The organism is Roseinatronobacter sp. S2, from assembly GCF_029581395.1.
Classification (GTDB): domain Bacteria; phylum Pseudomonadota; class Alphaproteobacteria; order Rhodobacterales; family Rhodobacteraceae; genus Roseinatronobacter.
Genome location: NZ_CP121113.1, coordinates 3,064,644 through 3,084,747 on the forward strand (window position 1 = coordinate 3,064,644; position 20,104 = coordinate 3,084,747).

The 20,104-nt window shown below is 59.1% G+C and carries 19 protein-coding genes; 4 read left to right on the top strand and 15 right to left on the bottom strand.

Annotation, left to right across the window (positions count from 1 at the left end; translation table 11 throughout):
- Positions 1–6: 6 nt before the first annotated feature.
- From fabZ to pyrH, 10 genes are all read right to left on the bottom strand, one after another.
- Positions 7–498: a 3-hydroxyacyl-ACP dehydratase FabZ gene (fabZ, locus tag P8S53_RS14790; protein ID WP_277804740.1), complete on the bottom strand. Its 492-nt coding sequence runs from the start codon at positions 496–498 to the stop codon at positions 7–9.
- 119 nt (positions 499–617) lie between these two features.
- Complete coding sequence (locus P8S53_RS14795; protein ID WP_277804741.1) at positions 618–1,220, bottom strand: OmpH family outer membrane protein; 603 nt, start codon at positions 1,218–1,220, stop codon at positions 618–620.
- The gene (gene bamA / locus P8S53_RS14800) at positions 1,220–3,568 is read right to left on the bottom strand and encodes an outer membrane protein assembly factor BamA (RefSeq protein WP_277806720.1); all 2,349 of its coding nucleotides are present in this window, start codon (positions 3,566–3,568) and stop codon (positions 1,220–1,222) included. Before bamA ends, P8S53_RS14795 begins: the two co-directional genes overlap by 1 nt.
- 199 nt (positions 3,569–3,767) lie before the next feature.
- Positions 3,768–3,929: a hypothetical protein gene (locus tag P8S53_RS14805; protein WP_277804742.1), complete on the bottom strand. Its 162-nt coding sequence runs from the start codon at positions 3,927–3,929 to the stop codon at positions 3,768–3,770.
- A 115-nt stretch (positions 3,930–4,044) separates the two neighbouring features.
- Positions 4,045–5,379 (bottom strand): RIP metalloprotease RseP, encoded by a 1,335-nt coding sequence (rseP, locus tag P8S53_RS14810; RefSeq protein WP_277804743.1) that lies wholly within the window; start codon positions 5,377–5,379, stop codon positions 4,045–4,047.
- A 36-nt stretch (positions 5,380–5,415) separates the two neighbouring features.
- On the bottom strand, positions 5,416–6,591 hold the full coding sequence (gene dxr / locus P8S53_RS14815) for a 1-deoxy-D-xylulose-5-phosphate reductoisomerase (protein ID WP_277804744.1): 1,176 nt from the start codon (positions 6,589–6,591) through the stop codon (positions 5,416–5,418).
- A 1-nt stretch (position 6,592) separates the two neighbouring features.
- Positions 6,593–7,402, bottom strand: a complete 810-nt coding sequence (locus tag P8S53_RS14820) for a phosphatidate cytidylyltransferase (protein WP_277804745.1) — start codon at positions 7,400–7,402, stop codon at positions 6,593–6,595.
- Positions 7,399–8,148 (bottom strand): polyprenyl diphosphate synthase, encoded by a 750-nt coding sequence (uppS, locus tag P8S53_RS14825; RefSeq protein ID WP_277804746.1) that lies wholly within the window; start codon positions 8,146–8,148, stop codon positions 7,399–7,401. The genes P8S53_RS14820 and uppS overlap by 4 nt, the downstream gene beginning before the upstream one ends.
- 47 nt (positions 8,149–8,195) lie before the next feature.
- Positions 8,196–8,759 (bottom strand): ribosome recycling factor, encoded by a 564-nt coding sequence (frr, locus tag P8S53_RS14830; protein WP_277804747.1) that lies wholly within the window; start codon positions 8,757–8,759, stop codon positions 8,196–8,198.
- 101 nt (positions 8,760–8,860) lie between these two features.
- Complete coding sequence (gene pyrH / locus P8S53_RS14835) at positions 8,861–9,592, bottom strand: UMP kinase (protein WP_277804748.1); 732 nt, start codon at positions 9,590–9,592, stop codon at positions 8,861–8,863.
- 118 nt (positions 9,593–9,710) lie between these two features.
- On the opposite strand from pyrH, the gene miaA reads away from it, so the two are divergent.
- Positions 9,711–10,610 carry a tRNA (adenosine(37)-N6)-dimethylallyltransferase MiaA gene (gene miaA, locus P8S53_RS14840; RefSeq protein WP_277804749.1) on the top strand — a complete coding sequence of 300 codons (900 nt, stop codon included), beginning with the start codon at positions 9,711–9,713 and terminating at the stop codon, positions 10,608–10,610.
- A 145-nt stretch (positions 10,611–10,755) separates the two neighbouring features.
- The gene (locus P8S53_RS14845; RefSeq protein WP_277804750.1) at positions 10,756–11,583 is read left to right on the top strand and encodes an AraC family transcriptional regulator; all 828 of its coding nucleotides are present in this window, start codon (positions 10,756–10,758) and stop codon (positions 11,581–11,583) included.
- Here P8S53_RS14845 and P8S53_RS14850 read toward each other — a convergent pair.
- Together P8S53_RS14850 and P8S53_RS14855 are read right to left on the bottom strand one after the other, a co-directional pair.
- The gene (locus P8S53_RS14850; protein ID WP_306417812.1) at positions 11,577–11,741 is read right to left on the bottom strand and encodes a DUF2256 domain-containing protein; all 165 of its coding nucleotides are present in this window, start codon (positions 11,739–11,741) and stop codon (positions 11,577–11,579) included. The two genes, P8S53_RS14845 and P8S53_RS14850, sit on opposite strands and share 7 nt — an antisense overlap.
- A gap of 1 nt (position 11,742) precedes the next feature.
- Positions 11,743–13,281, bottom strand: coding sequence for a deoxyribodipyrimidine photo-lyase (locus tag P8S53_RS14855; RefSeq protein WP_277804751.1), 1,539 nt, complete (start codon positions 13,279–13,281; stop codon positions 11,743–11,745).
- A gap of 119 nt (positions 13,282–13,400) precedes the next feature.
- Here P8S53_RS14855 and P8S53_RS14860 point away from each other — a divergent pair, with 119 nt between their 5' ends.
- Complete coding sequence (locus P8S53_RS14860) at positions 13,401–13,856, top strand: CAP domain-containing protein (RefSeq protein ID WP_277804752.1); 456 nt, start codon at positions 13,401–13,403, stop codon at positions 13,854–13,856.
- A 97-nt stretch (positions 13,857–13,953) separates the two neighbouring features.
- Positions 13,954–16,521: an aminopeptidase N gene (gene pepN, locus P8S53_RS14865; protein ID WP_277804753.1), complete on the top strand. Its 2,568-nt coding sequence runs from the start codon at positions 13,954–13,956 to the stop codon at positions 16,519–16,521.
- Between the two features lie 17 nt (positions 16,522–16,538).
- Here pepN and P8S53_RS14870 read toward each other — a convergent pair whose 3' ends face one another.
- From P8S53_RS14870 to P8S53_RS14880, 3 genes are read right to left on the bottom strand one after another with little or no spacing between them, the layout of a single operon-like run.
- Positions 16,539–19,274 (bottom strand): ATP-binding protein, encoded by a 2,736-nt coding sequence (locus P8S53_RS14870; RefSeq protein ID WP_277804754.1) that lies wholly within the window; start codon positions 19,272–19,274, stop codon positions 16,539–16,541.
- A gap of 2 nt (positions 19,275–19,276) precedes the next feature.
- Positions 19,277–19,603, bottom strand: coding sequence for a hypothetical protein (locus P8S53_RS14875; RefSeq protein ID WP_277804755.1), 327 nt, complete (start codon positions 19,601–19,603; stop codon positions 19,277–19,279).
- Positions 19,600–19,968, bottom strand: a complete 369-nt coding sequence (locus P8S53_RS14880; RefSeq protein WP_277804756.1) for a response regulator transcription factor — start codon at positions 19,966–19,968, stop codon at positions 19,600–19,602. Before P8S53_RS14880 ends, P8S53_RS14875 begins: the two co-directional genes overlap by 4 nt.
- Positions 19,969–20,104: the final 136 nt, after the last annotated feature.

The window sequence follows — 20,104 nt, forward strand, 5'->3', positions numbered from 1 at the left end:
CCGCACTCATTCAGCGGACTTTGCACTGGCATCGATCATCGCGGCGAATTCGGCTTCCGCCGCGACCTGTCCGTTCACCTTGGCCACGCCTTCGAACTTCCAGATCTTGGTGGACCCGCGCTTGACCTGCACATGCAATTCCAGCACATCACCGGGCACCACCTTGCGCCGGAACTTGGCCTTGTCGATGGACATGAAATAAACCAGCGGGGCCTTGTCGCCAAAGCCCACGGACAGGCCCACAAGAACGGCCGCGGTTTGCGCCATTGCCTCGACGATTGTAACGCCGGGCATGATGGGCGCACCCGGGAAATGGCCCTGAAAATGCGGCTCGTTAAAGGTGACATTCTTGATGCCAACCGCAGATTGCCGCGCCACCACATCGCGCACCTTGTCGACCAGCAAAAAAGGATACCGATGCGGAATGATCTTCATGATCGTGGCAAGGTCGGCCTCTGTCGGGACAATGTGGTCCTGCGGGTGCGCGTGGTCGGTCATATAAGGCTTCCTTCACTTTTGCTCGCGGCCTGAACGCCCCACCACTGCGGGATGCAGCCAAATTTGCGCTGATTTACCAAGCTGGAGCCCGCGTGACAAGCGGCCCGGCACGCCCATTTTCAGGGCACGCGCAGCGGATTCGGAGAGGGGGTGCCATCACCTATCTCTTCATTCAGCGCTGTGATGGCCGGTTCGGTCATGTCCATGCCCGACACACCAATAATGACGGCGCGCGAATCAATCAGCACCTGCGCGCCTTCGGTGACCAATACCTGTTGCAAAACCGGGGCGGCCAGTTGAAAGAAGCGTCGCTGTTCGGCGTCTTCATACATGCTCAGACGCTGGCGCTTTTCGGCCTGAGACCGGCGGATCGCTTCGGCTTCGCGGTCAAAGTCTTCGGCTTCGGCCCGAAAGTCTGCCGGGGCCATATCGGGGCGCGCTTCGGTCAGTTCCAGCTCGCGCGTGGTCAGTTGCTCCATCAACTCTTCGTTTTCAGCTTCCAGTGCACGCGATGCCGCATCGATTTCAGCCTCGACCCGCTGCCCGAAATCGGAATCGCGAAACAGGCGTTCTTCATTCAATGTGCGCAGTTGAAGTGTCGGCGCGGCCTCGTCAAAGGTTTGCCCAAGGGAAAATCCTTGCATGCCCTGCGCAAAGGCGGGGGCGGCAAGCTGAATGCCTGCCGCCCCGATCCATGCCAAGACCCAATCGGGCCGCATCATCAGAAACTCGAAACGATCGTGAAGTCGAAATTCTGCGCGCGATCATAGGAACGCTTGCGAAGTGGCCGCGAGAAGTCGAACCGCAACAGACCCAAGGGACTGTCCCAGAACAGCGACACACCCAAAGTGGCGCGCAGGTGCATCCTGTTGGAATTCTCGCCGGTTGAATCGAACATGTCGACACCTGCAAGGCCCGTCGTGCCATCCACACCCCAGACAGAACCGACATCCGCGAAGACACCGCCGGACAGGCCGTATTCTTCAGGTGTTCCCAGCGGAAAGCGCGCTTCGGCAGACGCCACGAAATAGCGGTTGCCACCCAGCACGTCTTCGTTTTTCGCGCCAAAATCGCGCGGACCAGATTCACCGGGGCGGAAACCGCGCATCACGTTGGCCAGTTGGAACCGTTCGCGGAAGCGCGAATTGCCGTTGACCATATGCAGCATCCCGGCACGCACATCACCTGTCAGGGTCACATCTTCATTAAACACAGCCATTTCATAGCCAGCGCGGGCTTCGGTTTTCACGAAGCGACGGCTTTGGTTGCCAACACCGAAATCCTGCGAGAAGCTGAAAACCATCCCGCGTGTCGGGTCGATGCCAACCTTGCGCGTATCGAAGCTGTAGGTATAGCCAAGCGATCCGGTCACGGCTGTGCCCGCATCTTCGTCCAGACGGATACGCTCAGAAGAATCGCTAGAAAGCCCGCGCAGACGGTCCATCACCAGACCCTGACGCACTTGCAGACGGCCGAATTCGCTGACCGGGAAGGTAAGAGAGTTTCGCAGGAACGCCTCGCGCGTGTCGAAATTGGAATTCAACGACGACGTTTCCTGATACCCGATGCCCAGCGTGTAGGACAGGTCACGGTCAAACAGTGCCGGTTCGGTAAAGAACAGCGAAATGTCGCGCGATCCCTTGATCACGTTAAACGCAACGGCCACTTCCTGCCCACGGCCAAGGAAGTTCAGCTCCGAAAAGCTGATCCCGAAACCAATGCCTTCACTTGCAGCATAGCTGACCGAGAAGCCAAGCGAGCCTGTCGTGGTTTCTTCAACCTCGACATCCAGAATGGCCTGGTCGGGGGCGCTGCCAGCGCGCGGTTCGACCGACACGTCCGAGAAGTAGTCAAGCGCACGAATACGTTCTGCCGCTTCGCGAATTTCGCGCGGGTTCAGCGGGTCACCTTCGGCGGACCGGAACTGACGGCGAATGACGCGGTCTTGCGTGGTCGTGTTGCCCTGAATGTCGATCCGTTCAACCAATATCCGTTCACCGCGCACAAGGGCGAATTCGACATCAATCGTCTGCGTGCGGTTGTTGCGGGTGAAGCGCGGTTCTGCACGGATGAATCGCAGCCCCTGCCGTTCGGCGCGCTGTTCAAGTCGTGCAATATTCAGATCCAGCGTGTTGGGGGTAAAAAGCGCCCCTGCCGGAATTTGCACATCGCCTTCGTAATCGGCGGCATTGATCCCCTCGACCTCGCTGACGACGGTAACATTGCCGAAGCGGTATTGCTGACCCTCGCGCATGTTGAAGGTCAGGAAGAACCTGTCGCGTTCGCGTGCAATTTCTGGCGTGACCGACAGGATTTCAAAATCAACATAGCCGCGCGACAGGTAGAAATCTGTCAGAAGCTGGCGATCCAGCGCAATACGTTCGGCAATGAATGTATCACTTTGGATAATAAGGCGCAGTATGCCTGCCTGTTTGGTGCTGAGAACCTGACGCAGGCGGTAGTTTGAAAACGCCCTGTTGCCGACAAACGAAATACGCTCAATCTCGACGACGTTGCCTTCGCGGATGACAAAAGCCAGATCGACACGGTTGTTGCCACGCGGCAGAACTTCGGGCGTCACTTCAACAGCAGTGCGGCCACGGCGGTTATATAATTCGGCGATGGCACGCGCATCGGCTTCTACCGTCGACGGGGACAATACGCGGCCAGCGGTTGTTTGCACCACTTCGGCAATCACATCATCATCCAGACGACGGTTGCCTTCGAAGTTCACGACACCAATGATCGGATATTCCTGCACAGTAATGGCCAGCGTGTTTCCACGCGGTTCGACCGATACGTCTTCAAACAGGCCGGACCCCGACAATTGCGATACGGCTGCGTTTATCTGTGCCGCACTCACACTTTGACCGGGCCTGATTCCCGCAAGTCCGATGATGGTGGAATCATCCACCCGCACATTCCCGTCAATCGCAACACTAGAAAATTGGAAATTCTGCGCCTGTGCAGGCGCAACAAACGCAAAATTTACCAATGAAAAAAGACAAAAAACCACCGCAGCAAAGAAGTGCGCATTCGCGCCCCCATCCCTTGTTTGCGACGGCAGCATCCCATGAATTCCGCGCATATCCGGCCCCGTATTTCCGCATTATTGTTAGTTCACTGCCTAGCGACTAAAGACAAAAGAGTCAAAGCAATCGCAGCCCGAATTCATCTTGGTGTAATGGTGTTGCTTGTAGAGCAGTGCGAAACGCGAAAAAGCGTGCGACAGGCGCACGCTTTCGGAAATCGGGGAAAATTTGCAACGCTTAGCGCGGTGGGACAATTTCCTGGGGTGTATACCCCAGATAGATGGACACCCCGCCCGCCAACGCCATACCTGCCACAATTAACCCGATGACAAGCACCCGGTCAGCAATGGTTTGCCAAACGATACGGACGTTTTCCAGTTCACTGTCGATATATGCCATCCGAGCCTCCTGATTTCATATCGTATTTCAGAAGAATTGGGCGCGAATGGGGCATTGCCGTGTCGGCACAATGGCTGCGCCGAGCGACCCCACCCCATTTGCACGGCATGTCAACTCAGCATGTCAAATCCGTAAACAATGCAAAGGCAAACAGTGTCAGAACCAGCGTTAACCCTATCGCCATAAGCACGCGCACTGCCCTGTCATCCGCGGGGCGCCGCATGATGGCTTCATAGGCATAGAACACCAGATGCCCGCCATCCAGCGGCGGAATTGGAAACAGGTTCAAAAACCCGATCGCCACGGACAAAACCGCAATGAACCAGATCAACTCGAACACCCCGTCACTGGCCATCGCAGCCGAGGCTTCGGCAATCCCGATCGGGCTGGACAGGTTGCATGTGCTGATCTGCCCCAGAACCATGTAATACAACCCCTCGACCGAGGTGCGCAGCACGCGCCAGATCTGGGTTGCCGCCATGGTTGCGGCATCGGTCACGCCTGGGGTTTGTGTTGCATATTCAAACACGCCCCCTGATGTCAGGCCAATCAGATACCGGGTTTCAAACCCGCCATCGGGCAAGGGCAGGTCCGTGCTGCGCGGCACCAGTGTAAGATCCAGCAAATCGCCATCGCGCCAGACAGTCAGATCCAGCGCGGCCCCGCCGGATTCGGCAACCAGTTCGCGCAATTCGCGAAAGGTAGCGATGGGCGTGCCGTTGATGGCGGTAATCACATCGCCGGTTTGCATGCGCGCCTCGCGTGCTGCGGATTGCAGCGCCACCGATCCGGCAAGCGGCGGTTGCGGGTGCGGGCCGGTCACTTGCAGCACACGCCCGTCGCGGTCCACGCGGTAATCCAGCACGGCCTGCGCAGGCAAGGTTTCGGCCGCGGACAGAAAGTCGCCCAATGTCGCAGTCTCGACCCCTTCGACGGCCAGAATGCGATCACCCTGTTCCAACTCGAAGGGTTGCGCTGGCAGGGCCGTGATTTCACCCACGATAGGTTCATCGACGGCAACGCCCTGCACCATAATCAATGCGCCAAATACAAAGAACGAAAAGATAAAATTGAAAATCGGACCCGCTGCCACAGTTGCCGACCGCGCCCAAAGGGGGGCACCATGCATGGTGCGGCGGCGCGCGCGTTCGTTCATGGCCGACATTGCATCCGCATCCTTGCCGGATGCGGCATCTGCATCGCCTGCGAATTTGACATAGCCCCCAAGCGGAATTGCAGCAACCTGCCAGACAGTGCCGCGCCGGTCCTTGCGGCTGGCCAGAACCGGACCAAAGCCTATGGAAAACACATCCGCATGAATACCCGACCAGCGCCCGACGATATAATGCCCGTATTCATGCACAGCCACGATAACCGAAAGCACCACCACAAACGCAGCGATCGTATAGAAAAAATTGCCAAAACTGGGCAGAAACCCGATCAGATCCAAGTGCTTTCCCCTTTGTCGCGCCGAGCAGGGCGGCGCTTAGTTTCCTTTGGACATGCGTGAAACCAGTTCGCGCGCTGTCGCTCTTGCCATTTGGTCCATTGCCTGCACGGTTTCAAGCGCGCGCACCGGCGCTGTCAACCCGCTGTCAGATATAAGCTTGTCCAACGTGCGATCCACCAGCCGCGCCATATCCATGAAACCGATACGCCCTGCGATAAATTCATCCAGTGCCACTTCTTTGGCGGCGTTGAATGCCGTGCCCGCATGGCCGCGCAATTCCATGACATGGCGCGCAATGCGCAAGGCAGGAAAACGGTCGGGGTCCGGCGCTTCAAATTCCAGCTGGCGCAGGGTTGCGAAATCCAGCCGTGGCACCGGCAATGCCGCACGTTCAGGCCAGTTCAGCGCATATCCGATGGCATGGCGCATGTCGGGCATGCCCATATGCGCCATCATCGCCCCGTCCCGAAAGCCCACCATGGCGTGCACAATGGATTGCGGATGCAGGACGGTTTCGATCTGCGCCGGATCAAGGCCAAAGAATTCGCGCGTTTCGATCAATTCCAGCGCCTTGTTGAACATGCTGGCCGAATCGATGGTGATGCGCTGACCCATGGACCAGCTTGGATGAACCTGCGCCTGCGCCAGTGTGGCCGCTTCCAGCTGCCCCTTGGTCCAGCATCGGAACGGACCACCCGATGCGGTGATGATAACACGTTCGACAGCACTGATGTCTTCGCCGGCCAGCGCCTGAAAAACGGCGGAATGTTCGCTGTCTACAGGCAGGATACGCCCGCCATGCTGCGCGGCACAAGCCAGCATCAACGGCCCGGCTGTCACCAGCGATTCCTTGTTGGCCAGCGCCAGCGTGGCCCCTTGGGACAAGGCGCGAAATCCCGGCACCAGTCCCGCAGCGCCCACGATTGCGGACATGACCCAGTCCGTGGGCCTGTCGGCGGCATCGATCAGGGCTTGTGTTCCTGCCGCAACGGCAATCCCGCTTCCGGCCAGCGCGTCCTGCAATCCCTGATAGCAATCGTCATAGGCGGTCACCGCAATATCGGCCTGCAAAGCCCGCGCCTGTTGTGCAAGACGTGTGACATTGCGTCCACCCGTCAGCGCTACAACCTGAATATCGGAACGGCGCGATAGCAAATCAAACGTGCTCTCACCGATGGACCCAGTGGCCCCGAACACAGAAACCCGTCTCACATCAGACCCCTGCCGTTTGCGAAAACGCCAACGCCATCAGGCCGGTTTCAGTCAGGAACAGCACCATCAACGCCGCTGCAATCATGGCATCAAAGCGGTCCATCACGCCCCCATGACCGGGAATAAGGTTCGAGCTGTCCTTCACGCCCGCATGGCGTTTGATCGCGCTTTCGGCAATATCGCCCGCCTGCCCCGCCATCGCGACCAGAACCGACACAACCACCAAACCGGCACCGCCACCCAGCACCCCGATGAACGCCCAACCGATCACGACCGCGACAGCCCAGCCCGCAATCGTGCCCGACCATGTTTTTTTCGGGCTGACACGCGGCCACAGCTTCGGCCCGCCAAGGATGCGGCCTGCAAAATACCCCGCCACATCGGACCCGATGACCAGCAGTACCAACCACAGCACCCATTCCCAGCCATAGACATTGCGCAGCACGATAAGGCCAAGCCCCGCAAACAGGATCAGTGCCAGATAGGCCGCCGCAATACCCCTGTCCTTCGGGAATCGCCATGCCAGCAACACCACAGCCAGCACCAGTGCCCCCAGAACCAGTTCCCCTGTCAGTTTCGCGGAAAACACCCACAGCGCGACCGCAGCCGTAAACCCTGCGCCTTCGGCCTTGCCGAAGGGGGCGGCAGGGTCCAGCATCCGGGTCAGTTCCCAGATCATCAGCCCGGTCAGGACGTAGACCAGAAGTTCAAACGCAAACCCGCCCGCCCAGACGGCAGCAACACCAACCACCGCCATGGCAAGCCCCGACAGGGCACGCGCCCGCAGGTCGCTGAAACTTGCAGCACTCATACTTTAACCCCGCCAAAGCGCCGCTCGCGCAAGGAAAAATCTTTCAGGATGTTTTCCATCGTCTTGGGGCTGAAATCAGGCCAAAGTGTTGGCGTGAAAACATATTCGGCATAAGCCGCCTGCCACAGAAGAAAGTTCGACACACGGAATTCCCCCGATGTGCGCACAACAAGATCAGGGTCCGGCAGATCGCGCGTATCCAGATAGCGCGACAGGACGTTGTCGTTTATTTCATCAGCGTCCAGCTTGCCTGCCGCCACATCGCGCGCCATTGCGCGTGACGCGCGCGCGATTTCATCACGGCCACCGTAATTCAGCGCAACCGACAAATGCACCCTGTCATTGCCTGCGGTTTCGGTTTCGATCCACTGAATAAGCGCCTGCAAGTCATCATCTAGCCGCGACCTGTCGCCGATAAAGCGCAAGCGCACGCCTTCGCGCTTCATGCGGCCCGCTTCGCGACGGATGTAGCGGGCGAAAAGGGACATCAGCCCAAGCACTTCTTCGGTGGACCGCTTCCAGTTTTCTGTCGAAAAGGCGTAAAGCGTCAGATAGCGGATGCCCAGTTCGGGGCATACCTCGACCAGTTTGCGCACCTGTTCGGCCCCTTTGCGGTGCCCGACAAGACGCGGCCAACCGCGGTTTTGCGCCCAGCGCCCGTTCCCGTCCATGATCACTGCAACATGCAGATCCCGCAACGGCGCGGGACATTCACGGCCTGACTGGGCTGACTTGTCGAACATCATTCATCAAAACCCTTCACAACTGGAACCCTCCAGTGCGTATGACCGGACTACACCTGCATAATTTCTTCCTGCTTGCCATCCAGGGCCTTATCAACATGAACGATATAGCTGTCGGTCAGGTCCTGTATTTCTTCAGACCAGAGTTTCTGCTCATCCTCGGACATGCCGGCGGCTTTTGCCTTCTTGATCTGGTCCATACCGTCGCGGCGCACATTGCGGATGGCCACGCGCGCGTGCTCGGCATATTGCGCGGCAACGCGTGTCAGCTCGCGGCGGCGTTCTTCGTTCAGCTCGGGAATTGGCAGCATGATGATAGTGCCGTTCAACTGCGGGTTTATGCCAAGACCGGATTCGCGGATTGCGCGTTCAACCTTGCCGACAAGGCCCTTGTCCCAGACATTGATCGTCACCATACGCGGTTCGGGCACGTTGACACTGCCGACCTGATTGATGGGCGTCATCTGGCCATAGGCTTCAACCATGATGGGTTCCAGCATCGATGCCGACCCCCGCCCTGTCCGCAATGACGCAAATTCGGTCTTCAATGCGCCCATCGCACCATCCATGCGGCGCTTCAGATCATCCAGATCAATCTCAATCTCTTCTGACATCTTCGTTTTCCCTGTCACTGGGCCAGCATCGCATGATGCAGCAAGCTACCCGTCTTCTATCGCCAACACCGCAGCTTTGTAAGCCCGTGTTGACAATCCCGTTAGTCCGAAACGCGGGTATATGTCCCTTCCCCGCGCAGAATGCCGCTAAATCCGCCGGGTTCATCCAGCGAAAACACAATAATCGGCAGGTGATTGTCGCGCGCCAGCGCAATGGCGGATGCATCCATCACCTGCAAATGCTTTACCAAAACATCATCAAAACTGATGGTGTCAAAACGGCGTGCATCGGCGTGTTTCTTGGGGTCTTTGTCATAAACCCCGTCAACCTTGGTGCCCTTGAATATAGCTTCGCAGGCCATTTCATTGGCGCGCAATGTGGCGGCGGTGTCAGTGGTAAAATAGGGGTTGCCGGTGCCCGCCGCAAAAATGCACACGCGCTTTTTTTCCAGATGTCGCACCGCGCGGCGGCGGATATACGGCTCGCAGACCTGATCCATCGGAATGGCGCTGATAACACGGGTGAAGACGCCCAGATCTTCCAGCGCGGCCTGCATGGCCAGCGCATTCATCACCGTGGCCAGCATGCCCATATAATCGGCGGTGGTGCGTTCCATCCCCTGTGCGGACCCCTGCAACCCGCGAAAGATATTGCCGCCGCCGATGACCATGCAGATTTCGACGCCCATTTCATGCACCGATTTGACTTCATGCGCGATGCGCGCGACGGTTGGCGGGTGCAGGCCATAGCCCTGATCCCCCATCAGCGCCTCGCCCGAAATTTTCAGCATCACGCGTTTATAGGTGGTGCGGGTTTCTGGGACATCACTCATGGGGCAATCCTTTTTTTGGCGGGTGCGGCAGCAACTTACGGCAGGGCGCTTTCATCACGCAGCAAAATGTCGGAAAACGGGCGCAGGTTCAATGTGAAAGCGGGCAGAGATGCAGGAAATGACCGACCCTTCGCGCGATGCGCTGTTAAAGTTGCAGGCGCAACCGCCGGATGTGACGCGGCCCGTGTTACTGGCAGGCCCAACAGCAAGCGGAAAATCGGCGCTGGCACTTTGGCTGGCATGCACGCAGGGGCGTGTTGTCATTAATGCCGATGCGTTGCAGGTCTATGATATGTGGCACACCCTTAGTGCGCGCCCTGACGCGCATGAAATCGCACAAGCGCCACATTTCCTGTATGGATGCGTTTCGCGCGGGCAGGACTGGTCGGTGGGACATTGGCTGCGCGCTGTGCAACCGCTGCTGGCGCGCCACCCCAACCCCGTCATCGTGGGGGGGACGGGGCTGTATTTTCGGGCGCTGACCGAAGGGCTGGTCGAAATTCCGCCAACGCCTGCCGAAATTCGCGCGCAAGCAGACCGGCACCTGGCAGAAAATGGGGCCGATGCCTTGTTGGCCGAACTCGATCCGGCAACGGCTGCACGGATCGACACGGCCAACCCCGCCCGCATTCAGCGCGCATGGGAAGTGTTGCGCACCACCGGACGCGGGCTGGCCGACTGGCAAGACGACACCCCGCCCCCCCTGCTGTTCCTTCACAACACGACACCCTATGTGCTGCGCCCCCCCAAAGACTGGCTGAACGCCCGAATCGATTCGCGGTTCGAGCAGATGATTGCAGCAGGCGCGCTGGATGAAGCGCGCGCGGTGCTGCCGCACTGGACGCCGGGCGCTCCCTGGACCAAAGCGATCGGCGCGCCAGAGCTGATTGCCCATCTGCAAGACCAGATTTCGTTGTCAGATGCCATTGATGCCGCTAAACTTGCCACGCGCCAGTATGCCAAGCGGCAGCGCACATGGTTTCGCAACCGGATGCAAGGCTGGATTTCCCTGCCATAAACGCAATTTCACCCGAAAGTCAGAGTCACTGAATTGCCACGCCGGTCAGAAAACTGGCCGATCTGACACATATGCGTGACCGATTTTCCTTTTCCTGCGCCGCTTCGGTCTTACTGTCGCCAAGGTCTTGGGGGACAGATGACGCATGATGCAAATACCTGAACAACCGTCACGCCTGCGGATGAAATCGCTGGCAAAACTGGCCAACAGCCCGAAATGGCAGCTGGAAACACTGCGCGCCCTGAACGAGCCGCTGTTTCTTTGGTTCACCCATGGGCAAGGGCGCATCTCCATCGCGGGCAGTGCGCGCGGGTTTCACCCGCATAACGCGATTTTCATACCTGCGGGCGTCATGTTCAACTTTCAGGTGATGACGCGCGTGCAGGGCATGGCAATTTACTTCGGTCATGGCCATGGCCTTAGCCTACCGGATATTCCCTTGCATCTGCGCTTGCGCGAAGGGGGCCACCAGTCCGAAGTAGGGCAGATCATCGATGCCATTCACCGCGAACTGGACGGCGGGCGCCCGCTGGCCGAACGCGCGGCACTATGTCAGGTGGGTTTGCTGTCCGTCTGGCTGGACCGACACCGTGCGGAACAAGTGAAAGATACCGCCCAGGCCGGACCACGCAATGCCAATGAACGGCTAACCGCGCGCTACACGGCACTTCTGGAACGCGAATTCGGATCTTCACTGAATATTTCGGATTATGCGACCGCACTGGGCGTCACACCCACACATCTGACCCGCGCCTGCCGCGCCAGTTGCGGGCGCACCGCACTTGCGCTTCTACAGGACCGCCGCCTGTATGAAGCGCGCCGCATGCTGTCCGAAACGACAGTGCCCGTCCAAGATATTGCGCGCGGGCTTGGGTTTTCCACGGCCGGATATTTTGCCCGCGCTTTCGCGCAGCAAACCGGCCAGCCACCCACGGCATGGCGCAAGGCGCATGCCAGTATCATGCGTCACTGATCCGGGGGGCGCGGCTGCGGCTTGCTCGCGCGGCATCTGTCCGAACAATACCGCACATCCTGCCAGACGCGCGCCCATTTCTTGCGCCACGCAAATGGTCGCCCGCATGTGGCGCAAATCTTTTGCGGCAAGTCCGGTTTACGGCGCATACGGGCCATGTCACAAATCCAGCCGCAACTGTGCGGGGTCTTCCTTGCGGCGACGCGTAGCCGCCTGACGCAGGGACGCCGCGCTGCTGCGGTCACTTCCGCGCGCACGCGATGCGTGTTTATAGGCAACCGCCTGCGCCACGTCCTGAAAGCCTGCCTGTTTGCGCAGCCCCCAAAGTGTGTCACGCGCGAATTTTCCTGCCTGCGCCAGATCGACAACCGGCGCGGGATATCGCTGCCCCAATGCGCGCCGCCCGTCCGGCCAGGTCCAGGGTGTGTGAATATGCGACTGGGGCACATTGGCCAATTCAGGCACCCAAGCCTTTATGAAACGCCCGTCAGGGTCGTGGTCCAGCCCCTGTTTGACGGGATTGTAAATCCGTATCGTGTTTATCCCTGTGGTGCCCGATTGCATCTGGCATTGCGACCAGTGAATCCCCGGTTCATAATCCGTGAACATCCGCGCCAGATGCGGGCCGGTATCACGCCAGTCCAGCCAAAGATGATAGCTGGCAAATGACATCAGCATTGCGCGCATGCGGAAATTCAGCCAGCCGGTGGCATTCAGATAGCGCATGCAGGCATCGACAAAGGGAATGCCGGTTTCTCCTTGCGCCCATGCCTGCAAAAGGTCCTGATTTTGCCCGCGCGGGCGCAATTTCTCATGCGCCGGATGCAGACACAGGTTTTCCAGCTGCGGTTCATCTTCCAGTTTCTGGATGAAATGGTCCCGCCATGCCAAACGCTTGCCGAAGCTGGTGAACGCGGCCGCCCAGCCGCCCTGCCCTGCATGATCTGCACGCGCCTGCTGGCGGGCATGCTCGACCTCGCGGACAGACAAAACCCCCAACGCCAGATAGGGTGACAATCGCGAACAGGCACGTTCCGCCGTCAGCGGTGACGACATTTGCGCCCGATACCCCTGCCCGCGCGTTTCCAGAAATGTCTGCAAGGTATGGGTTGCGGCCTGATGCCCGCCACGCTGGCGGCTTGGGCAGGGGTCGGGTTTCAGGCGCAAGGCCTTTGCATCCGGCAAATGCTGTAGCGTGGCAATTTCGGGCTGCACGGGGGCCAGGGCTTGCGGCGGGTCCACGACGGGCAGGGACATGAATTGCGCGCGCAGCCTTTGCCAGCCATCACGCGATTTCAGCGGGCGCACCACACCCGATTGCGGCAATTCCAGCCACTCGACGCCCGCGCCGCGCGCCCATGCCCCCACACGCCGGTCGCGCGCATATGTCCAGCCATTGCCGGTTTCTTCATGGCTGATTATCCGCGTTACACTATGGCGTTGGCACAGCCGCGCCAGTTCCTGCGCCGCGTCCCCCATGCGAATGACAAGCGGCTGACCAAGGCGCGCCAGTTCCTCTCGAAGACTGTGCAGGCATTGGGCGGTGAACGCCCATTGCCGCCCGGATGTGTCAGATAATGCCCAATATTCGGGTTCGATGATGTAAACAGGCAGCACATATGAATCCGCAGCCACCAGCGCGGGATGATCATGAAGACGCAGATCGCGTTTGAACCAGACAAGGACAGGGCTACACATGGAAGGTAGGACATATCCCAGAATAATGGCGGGTCAAGCTGTTTTGTTCACACAATGTTCACGGTGTTGATTTATCTTGTCCCTCGGGAATGTCTGCAATGAAAAGGCAGGGTAATCACTTGGTAAAACTGAAGCTGCTCGTCATTTTCTGGCTGGGATGCCTGAGCATATCTGCGACCGCATGCCCGGTGCCTGTCGATGAAGAACTCGGCATTCATCTGGATGCCCTGAACCGCGAACGCGACCGTGCAGGCTTGGCCAGATTTGTCCTGTCGTCAGAACTGACACGGATTGCACAAGATCACGCCTGCGACATGTCCAGACGCGGGTATTTCAGCCATGACAGTCCGGACGGCGCGGGCATGATGGACCGGCTGGCAAACGCGCAGGTCAAGGGGATTTGTCGCGCCGCTGAAAACATTGCCAAAGGTCAGCGCGATGTGCCCCATGTCATGCGTGTCTGGCTGCGATCAAGTGGACACCGGCGCAATATTCTTGACCCGCGCCTGACATTGGTAGGGGTCGGGCGCGCACAGGGCGCATATTGGGTGCAATTATTTGCGGCACAATGCTGAACATATGCGGGCCACGAAGCCGCGCGGGCCAAACGGGTGTTTGCTGTCAGCTACGGTCTGGGCTACACCCTGTCCGTCACCTTGCCGGAGGAACTCCATGCCCGACACGACACCGCAGCCCGTCTTCCTCGCCGATTACCAGCCGCCCCCGTTTTTGGTAGAATCGGTCGCGCTGACATTCCGGCTGCACCCGACGGCCACGCGGGTTTCGTCCGAAATCCGCTTTCGTCCGAACCCGGATGCAACACCGGGCCATGATCTGCGGCTGGATGGCGAAGGGCTGAACCTGCTGCATGCCAGCATTGACGCAATGCCGTTGGATGCACGGCCGGACACAACCGGCCTGACCATTCCCGCAGCCCTGCTGCCGGAAGGTGCGTTCGTCTGGCAGGCAGAGGTCGAGATTGCGCCCGAAGGCAACACCGCGCTGGAAGGGCTATATATGTCAGGCGGCATGTATTGCACCCAATGCGAGGCTGAAGGCTTTCGCAAGATCACCTACTACCCCGACCGCCCCGATGTGATGGCCCCCTTCCGCGTGCGCATTGAAAGTGACCTGCCGGTGCTGCTGTCGAATGGCAACCCTGTGGCATCGGGGGCAGGCTGGGCCGAATGGGACGACCCGCACCCGAAACCATCCTACCTGTTTGCACTGGTGGGCGGGGATCTGGTGTCAACGCCTGACAGTTTCACAACAATGGACGGACGACACGTCACACTGAACATTTGGGTGCGAAAAGGTGATGAGCACAGCACGGCTTACGCGATGGATGCACTCAAGCGCTCCATGCTGTGGGATGAACAGGTTTATGGGCGCGCCTACGATCTGGACATTTTCAACATTGTCGCGGTTGACGATTTCAACATGGGTGCCATGGAAAACAAGGGGCTGAACATTTTCAATTCCAGATATGTTCTGGCCACCCCGGAAACAGCGACCGACGCCGATTTTGCCAGTATCGAACGCATCATCGCGCATGAATATTTCCACAACTGGACAGGAAACCGCATCACCTGCCGCGACTGGTTCCAGCTGTCGCTGAAAGAAGGGCTGACCGTTTTCCGCGATCAGCAATTCATGGGCGATATGCGCAGCCACGCGGTCAAACGGATCGAAGATGTGCTGACACTGCGCGCGCGCCAGTTCCGCGAAGATGCGGGGCCGCTCGCCCATCCCGTGCGCCCCGAAAGCTATGTCGAAATTAACAATTTCTACACGGCCACTGTCTATGAAAAAGGCGCTGAACTGATCCGCATGCTGCGCCTGTTGGTTGGCGAAGACCGGTATGCCGCAGCGCTGGATCTGTACTTCAACCGCCATGACGGACAAGCCTGCACAATCGAAGACTGGATTGCCGTGTTCGAAGAAGCGGGCGGGCGGGACTTGTCGCAGTTCAAGCGCTGGTATGGGCAAGCGGGCACGCCGCGCATCGACGCGACCGAAGACTGGCAGGACGGGCAATATACACTGACACTGCGCCAGCACACCGCCCCTACCCCCGGGCAGCCGCTGAAGGAACCCCTGCTTATTCCGGTGGCAATGGGGTTGATCGGCCCTGACGGAACCGAGTTTCTGCCCACGCAGGTGCTGGAACTGGACGGGCCGACCCTAAGTGTCACATATGACAACCTGCCTGCACGACCGGTCGCGTCGCTGCTGCGGGGGTTCTCGGCGCCCGTTGTGCTAGATCACACCCAGCCCCCCGCAGACCTTGCGCTGTTGCTGGCCCATGACACGGACCCTTTCAACCGGTTCGAGGCGGGGCGCAGCCTTGCGCGCGACACTCTGCATGCGATGATCATGCAAACGGCGGCGCAACCGGATCCGCAATTCATCGACGCGCTGCGCATCATGATATGCGATGACACGCTTGACCCCGCGTTTCGCGCACTGGCCTTGCGGCTGCCCGGGCAGGAAGACCTTGCAGCATCGCTGTCGGAAGCGGGGCATACCCCCGACCCGACCGTGATTTTTCAGATACGCCAAAAGGCAATGCACGCCATCGCAACCGCGCTGAAAGCAGAACTGGAAAAAATCGCGCAGGATATGGAAACGCCCGGTCCGTTCAACCCGGCTGCGCGCGATGCCGGACGCCGCGCGCTGCGCATTCAGGCCGTGGCGGCGCTGGCCTATGCAGACCATGGCGATGCGGCCAAGAACGCCTTTGCCCACGCCAACAATATGACGGAACAATTGGGGGCGTGGAGCGCGCTTCTGGGCATCGGGGCGGGCGCGCAAGAAGGCGCGGAATTTTACGCGCGCTGGAGGCATGACAGACTGGTGATGGACAAGTGGTTCATGGCACAGATCATGTTCGCGGCACCTGATACGGCTGTTGCGCTGACCGAAACATTGACCCGCCATGCCAGCTTTGACTGGAAGAACCCCAACAGGTTCCGCGCGGTCATCGGCGCGCTGGGTGCAAATCCGGCAGGGTTCCATTGCCAGGGGGGCGCGGGCTATCGCTTGGTCGCAGACTGGCTGCTGCGGCTGGACGGGGTGAACCCGCAGGCGGCGGCGCGCAATTCAACCGTGTTTGAAACATGGCGGCGCTATGATTCCGACCGTCAGACGCTGCTTCGGTCCGAATTGCAGCGCATGGCCAGCCACCCGACGCTAAGCCGTGACATGACGGAAATGGTCGCGCGGATGCTGGGGGAATAAACGCGCGCGCCGCGCGATCAGTCCGCACCGGCCGCGTCGATGGGTGAAGATGATGCAATGACAGATGCGGGCGGGCGTTCCAGAAACACTGGCAAACTGACCCGGAACGCCGCGCCGCCCTGCCCCGGCACATAGTCGATATCGCCGCCAAGATTGTTCATGATCTCGCGGCAGATTGCCAATCCAAGCCCGGCCCCGCCCGCCTGTAGCGAATCCGTCAACCGAGAGAATTTTTCAAAAATCAGGGCCTGTTTGTCGCGTGGAATGCCGGACCCGTTGTCAATGAAATCGACCTCCAGCATGGTATCTTTCTGCCGCACGATGATTTTCATCTGTGGGTCGCTGGCATCGCAGTATTTGCGCGCATTCGACAATATATTGATGAACACCTGTGTCAGGCGGCCGGGATCGGTGACAATTTCCACATCCTCGGGGTCGCGGCTGCGCAGGATGCGGAAATCACGCTGGGCTTGGACCGATTTGGACGCCGTTATGGATTTGTCGATCAGGTCGCGCAAATTGGCAGGCCGGATATCAAGCGACACCTGCCCGTGTTCCAGCACGCTCAGGTCAAGCAAATCATCCAGCAAGCGCGTCAAACGAATGGATTCGTCGTGAATAATGCGCGCAAAATGCGTCTGTTCCTCGGGGCTTAATCCATCGGCATCCATCATGATTTCGGAAAACGCACGGATAGATGTCATGGGCGTGCGCAATTCATGGCTGATCTGGCTTAGAAATGCGTCCTTCTGGTCCGACAGGGTTCGCAGTTTTTCATTGGCATCGCGCAATTTGCGCGCGGTTCGTGACAGTTCTTCTGATTTGGCTTCCAGCTGGCTGGAATATTCGATGATCTGCGCAGTTTCTGATGCAACCGCCATCAGATCTTCCACCGAAACAACGGTGGTCCCCACAGTTTGCGAAATCATCGCATGCGCCGTTGCCGCCCCGACAGAGCCGGACATCTTCAATTCCAACCCTTGCAGAAAATCCGGCGTAATATCCGGCAAGAAGCCGTTTTTGCCCTGCGCCTGCGCCTGCGCCCGGAAAAAAGCCTGCCCCGCGCTGGCCCCAAGAATGCGTTGCGCCATGGGCAGCAGATCTTCTGCCTGGGCGACCGGGGTTGTCCAGCTGCGCGCCGGGCCGGGACGGTCAAAAATATTCACGAAAAGCGCGCCCTGAACACGTTCTATCGGGCTGGGGAAACTTAGCAACGAGCCAATGCAAAACGCCAGCGTGTTCAAAGACAACGACCAAAACAGCGCATGCAATAACGGGTCCAGCGTGGTCAGGCCGAACAGGCTGTAGGGGCGCAACCACGATTGCCCGAACAAGCCGTCCTCCATCAACCGGGCAGGCAGCAACACATCCGGCCCGAAGCTGGGCAGGAACAGGGCATAGAACCACAAGAACGTCCCGATACTCAGCCCCAATGCGGCCCCGTTGCGGCTGGCCCCGCGCCAGAACAGCGCGCCCAAAAGTGCGGGAAGCGCCTGTGCAACGCCCACGAATGCCACAAGGCCGATGGCTGCCAGCGCCTCGGACCCGCCGGAAATAATGTAATAGATATAGCCAAGCGCCAGAACCAGCCCGATGGACAAACGGCGCACACTAAGCACCAGCAAGCGCATGTTTCCGGTGTCCAGATTGCGTGCCGCCCGCAGCTTCAGCCACAATGGGACAACAATATGGTTGGAAACCATCGTCGCCAGTGCCAGTGACGCCACAATCACCATGGATGTTGCCGCCGAAAAGCCGCCAAGAAACGACAGCAACGCCAGCCCGTCCTGCCCCAGATGCAAGGGCAGTGTCAGAACGAACATGTCCGGGTTGGCACCTTCGGGCATCAGTTCCATGCCGACCACGGCAATGGGCAGCACAAACAGCGAAATCAGGAACAGATACAGCGGAAAGGCCCAGCTTGCGGTCGCCAGATGCTTGTCGTCAATATTTTCAACAACTGTCACCTGAAACATGCGCGGCAAACAGATGATCGCGATGGCCGACAGCAATATAAGGCCCGTCCAGCGGCCCGGCTGTATGGTCCATTCGGGCAGCGCCTGCGCATCAATCCGCGCCAGAATATCACTTGGGCCTGTGGCCACGAACCAGACCACGAATATGCCCACCGCAATCAGCGCCAACAGCTTGACCACCGCTTCCACGGCAATGGCCGTGACCACGCCGTGATGCTGTTCGTTTGCATCAAGGTTACGGGTGCCGAATGCGATGGTGAAAAATGTAAGCCCCGCCGCCACCCAGAACGCGATAAGATTGCGGTCCGCAGCCAGCGGCGCGCGCCCCTGATCCGAGACGAACACAGTGAACGACAGCGCAATAGATTGCAGCTGAAGCGCGATATAGGGGGTTCCCGCCGCAACACACAAAAGTGTCACAATCACCCCCAGCAGATTGGATTTGCCATACCGCGCAGAAATCAGATCCGCGATTGACGTGACACGGTTTTCACGGCCAATGCGAACCAGTTTTCGCAACAGCACCCACCAGCCCACGAAAACCAGTGTTGGCCCCAGATAGATGGTCATGAATTCCAGCCCCGACCGCGCGGCATACCCGACCGCGCCATAAAACGTCCAGGCCGTGCAATAGACCGATAGCGACAATGTATAGACCAGCGGCGAACGCAACCATTTTGCCCGCCCCTGCTGTGCGCTGCGTTCAGCAGCCGACGCCACAATGAAAAGAAAAATCACATACGCGATACATGTCAGGACAAGCAGGTTGAACGACATCGCTACCTGCCCTCTGGTGTGGCAGGCGCATCAGGGTCGGGTTCATGCGGCGGGGCCAAAGGTGCGACAGGGGGGCGCGGTGGTCCCAATGTGCGCCGCAGCCATAGCGACATGACGAACGCAATCACGATCAAGCTGATCCAGACCAGAAACAGATACACGGCCTCGGCCGCAGTGGGCGGACTATCAGCCCCGGAATCTAGCCGCATCAACGGCAGCAACAGCAAAACCAACCCAATGACGGGAAGCATGCGCGCCGCGTCCATCAGCCGCCGCATCCGGTAGGTGTCACGGGCCAGAAACTGTGTTGTGCGGGACGGCAGTTTCATGAACCCGCCATTTCACGCACTGCCGCCACAACGTCGGAATTGGCAAAAGGTTTGGTCATGAAACGGGTCACCCCCAGACGCTCGGCTTCTTCGCGGTCGGCGGTCTGGCCCTTGGCGGTCAGCATAAGAACCGACATCGCCTGCGTGGCAGGGTCCGCGCGCAAGGCTTTAAGTATGTCAAACCCGCTGACACCGGGCAGCATAAGGTCCAGAATCAGCAAATCAGGTGGATTTGCCTGTAGATCACCAATGGCCGCAACACCGTCAGCGGTGACATCTACATGCCAGCCGTTTCGCGTCAGGATGAACCGTATCGCTTCGGATATGTTAGGTTCGTCTTCGACCACGAGTACGCGCTTGTCCATTCCGGTTCCCCTCCGTCATCGGCGACACTGTTGCGGATGTGGCACCTTGATCCCCGTCACGCATCAGGCCGGTCCGGCCATTCCACATTGCGCGTCGCATAGTGTTCAGGCCACCCTCCCCAGTGGCACCGACTGA

Excerpts from the sequence above, each read along its gene's own strand:
- pepN (WP_277804753.1), top strand. The coding sequence starts at position 13,954 with ATGCCCGACACGACACCGCAGCCCGTCTTCCTCGCCGATTACCAGCCG.
- miaA (WP_277804749.1), top strand. The coding sequence starts at position 9,711 with ATGACCGACCCTTCGCGCGATGCGCTGTTAAAGTTGCAGGCGCAACCG.
- P8S53_RS14875 (WP_277804755.1), bottom strand. The coding sequence starts at position 19,603 with ATGAAACTGCCGTCCCGCACAACACAGTTTCTGGCCCGTGACACCTAC.
- frr (WP_277804747.1), bottom strand. The coding sequence starts at position 8,759 with ATGTCAGAAGAGATTGAGATTGATCTGGATGATCTGAAGCGCCGCATG.
- uppS (WP_277804746.1), bottom strand. The coding sequence starts at position 8,148 with ATGATGTTCGACAAGTCAGCCCAGTCAGGCCGTGAATGTCCCGCGCCG.
- P8S53_RS14870 (WP_277804754.1), bottom strand. The coding sequence starts at position 19,274 with ATGTCGTTCAACCTGCTTGTCCTGACATGTATCGCGTATGTGATTTTT.
- P8S53_RS14880 (WP_277804756.1), bottom strand. The coding sequence starts at position 19,968 with ATGGACAAGCGCGTACTCGTGGTCGAAGACGAACCTAACATATCCGAA.
- fabZ (WP_277804740.1), bottom strand. The coding sequence starts at position 498 with ATGACCGACCACGCGCACCCGCAGGACCACATTGTCCCGACAGAGGCC.
- P8S53_RS14805 (WP_277804742.1), bottom strand. The coding sequence starts at position 3,929 with ATGGCATATATCGACAGTGAACTGGAAAACGTCCGTATCGTTTGGCAA.
- P8S53_RS14855 (WP_277804751.1), bottom strand. The coding sequence starts at position 13,281 with ATGTGTAGCCCTGTCCTTGTCTGGTTCAAACGCGATCTGCGTCTTCAT.
- P8S53_RS14845 (WP_277804750.1), top strand. The coding sequence starts at position 10,756 with ATGATGCAAATACCTGAACAACCGTCACGCCTGCGGATGAAATCGCTG.
- bamA (WP_277806720.1), bottom strand. The coding sequence starts at position 3,568 with ATGCTGCCGTCGCAAACAAGGGATGGGGGCGCGAATGCGCACTTCTTT.
- P8S53_RS14795 (WP_277804741.1), bottom strand. The coding sequence starts at position 1,220 with ATGATGCGGCCCGATTGGGTCTTGGCATGGATCGGGGCGGCAGGCATT.
- P8S53_RS14820 (WP_277804745.1), bottom strand. The coding sequence starts at position 7,402 with ATGAGTGCTGCAAGTTTCAGCGACCTGCGGGCGCGTGCCCTGTCGGGG.
- pyrH (WP_277804748.1), bottom strand. The coding sequence starts at position 9,592 with ATGAGTGATGTCCCAGAAACCCGCACCACCTATAAACGCGTGATGCTG.
- P8S53_RS14850 (WP_306417812.1), bottom strand. The coding sequence starts at position 11,741 with ATGGCCCGTATGCGCCGTAAACCGGACTTGCCGCAAAAGATTTGCGCC.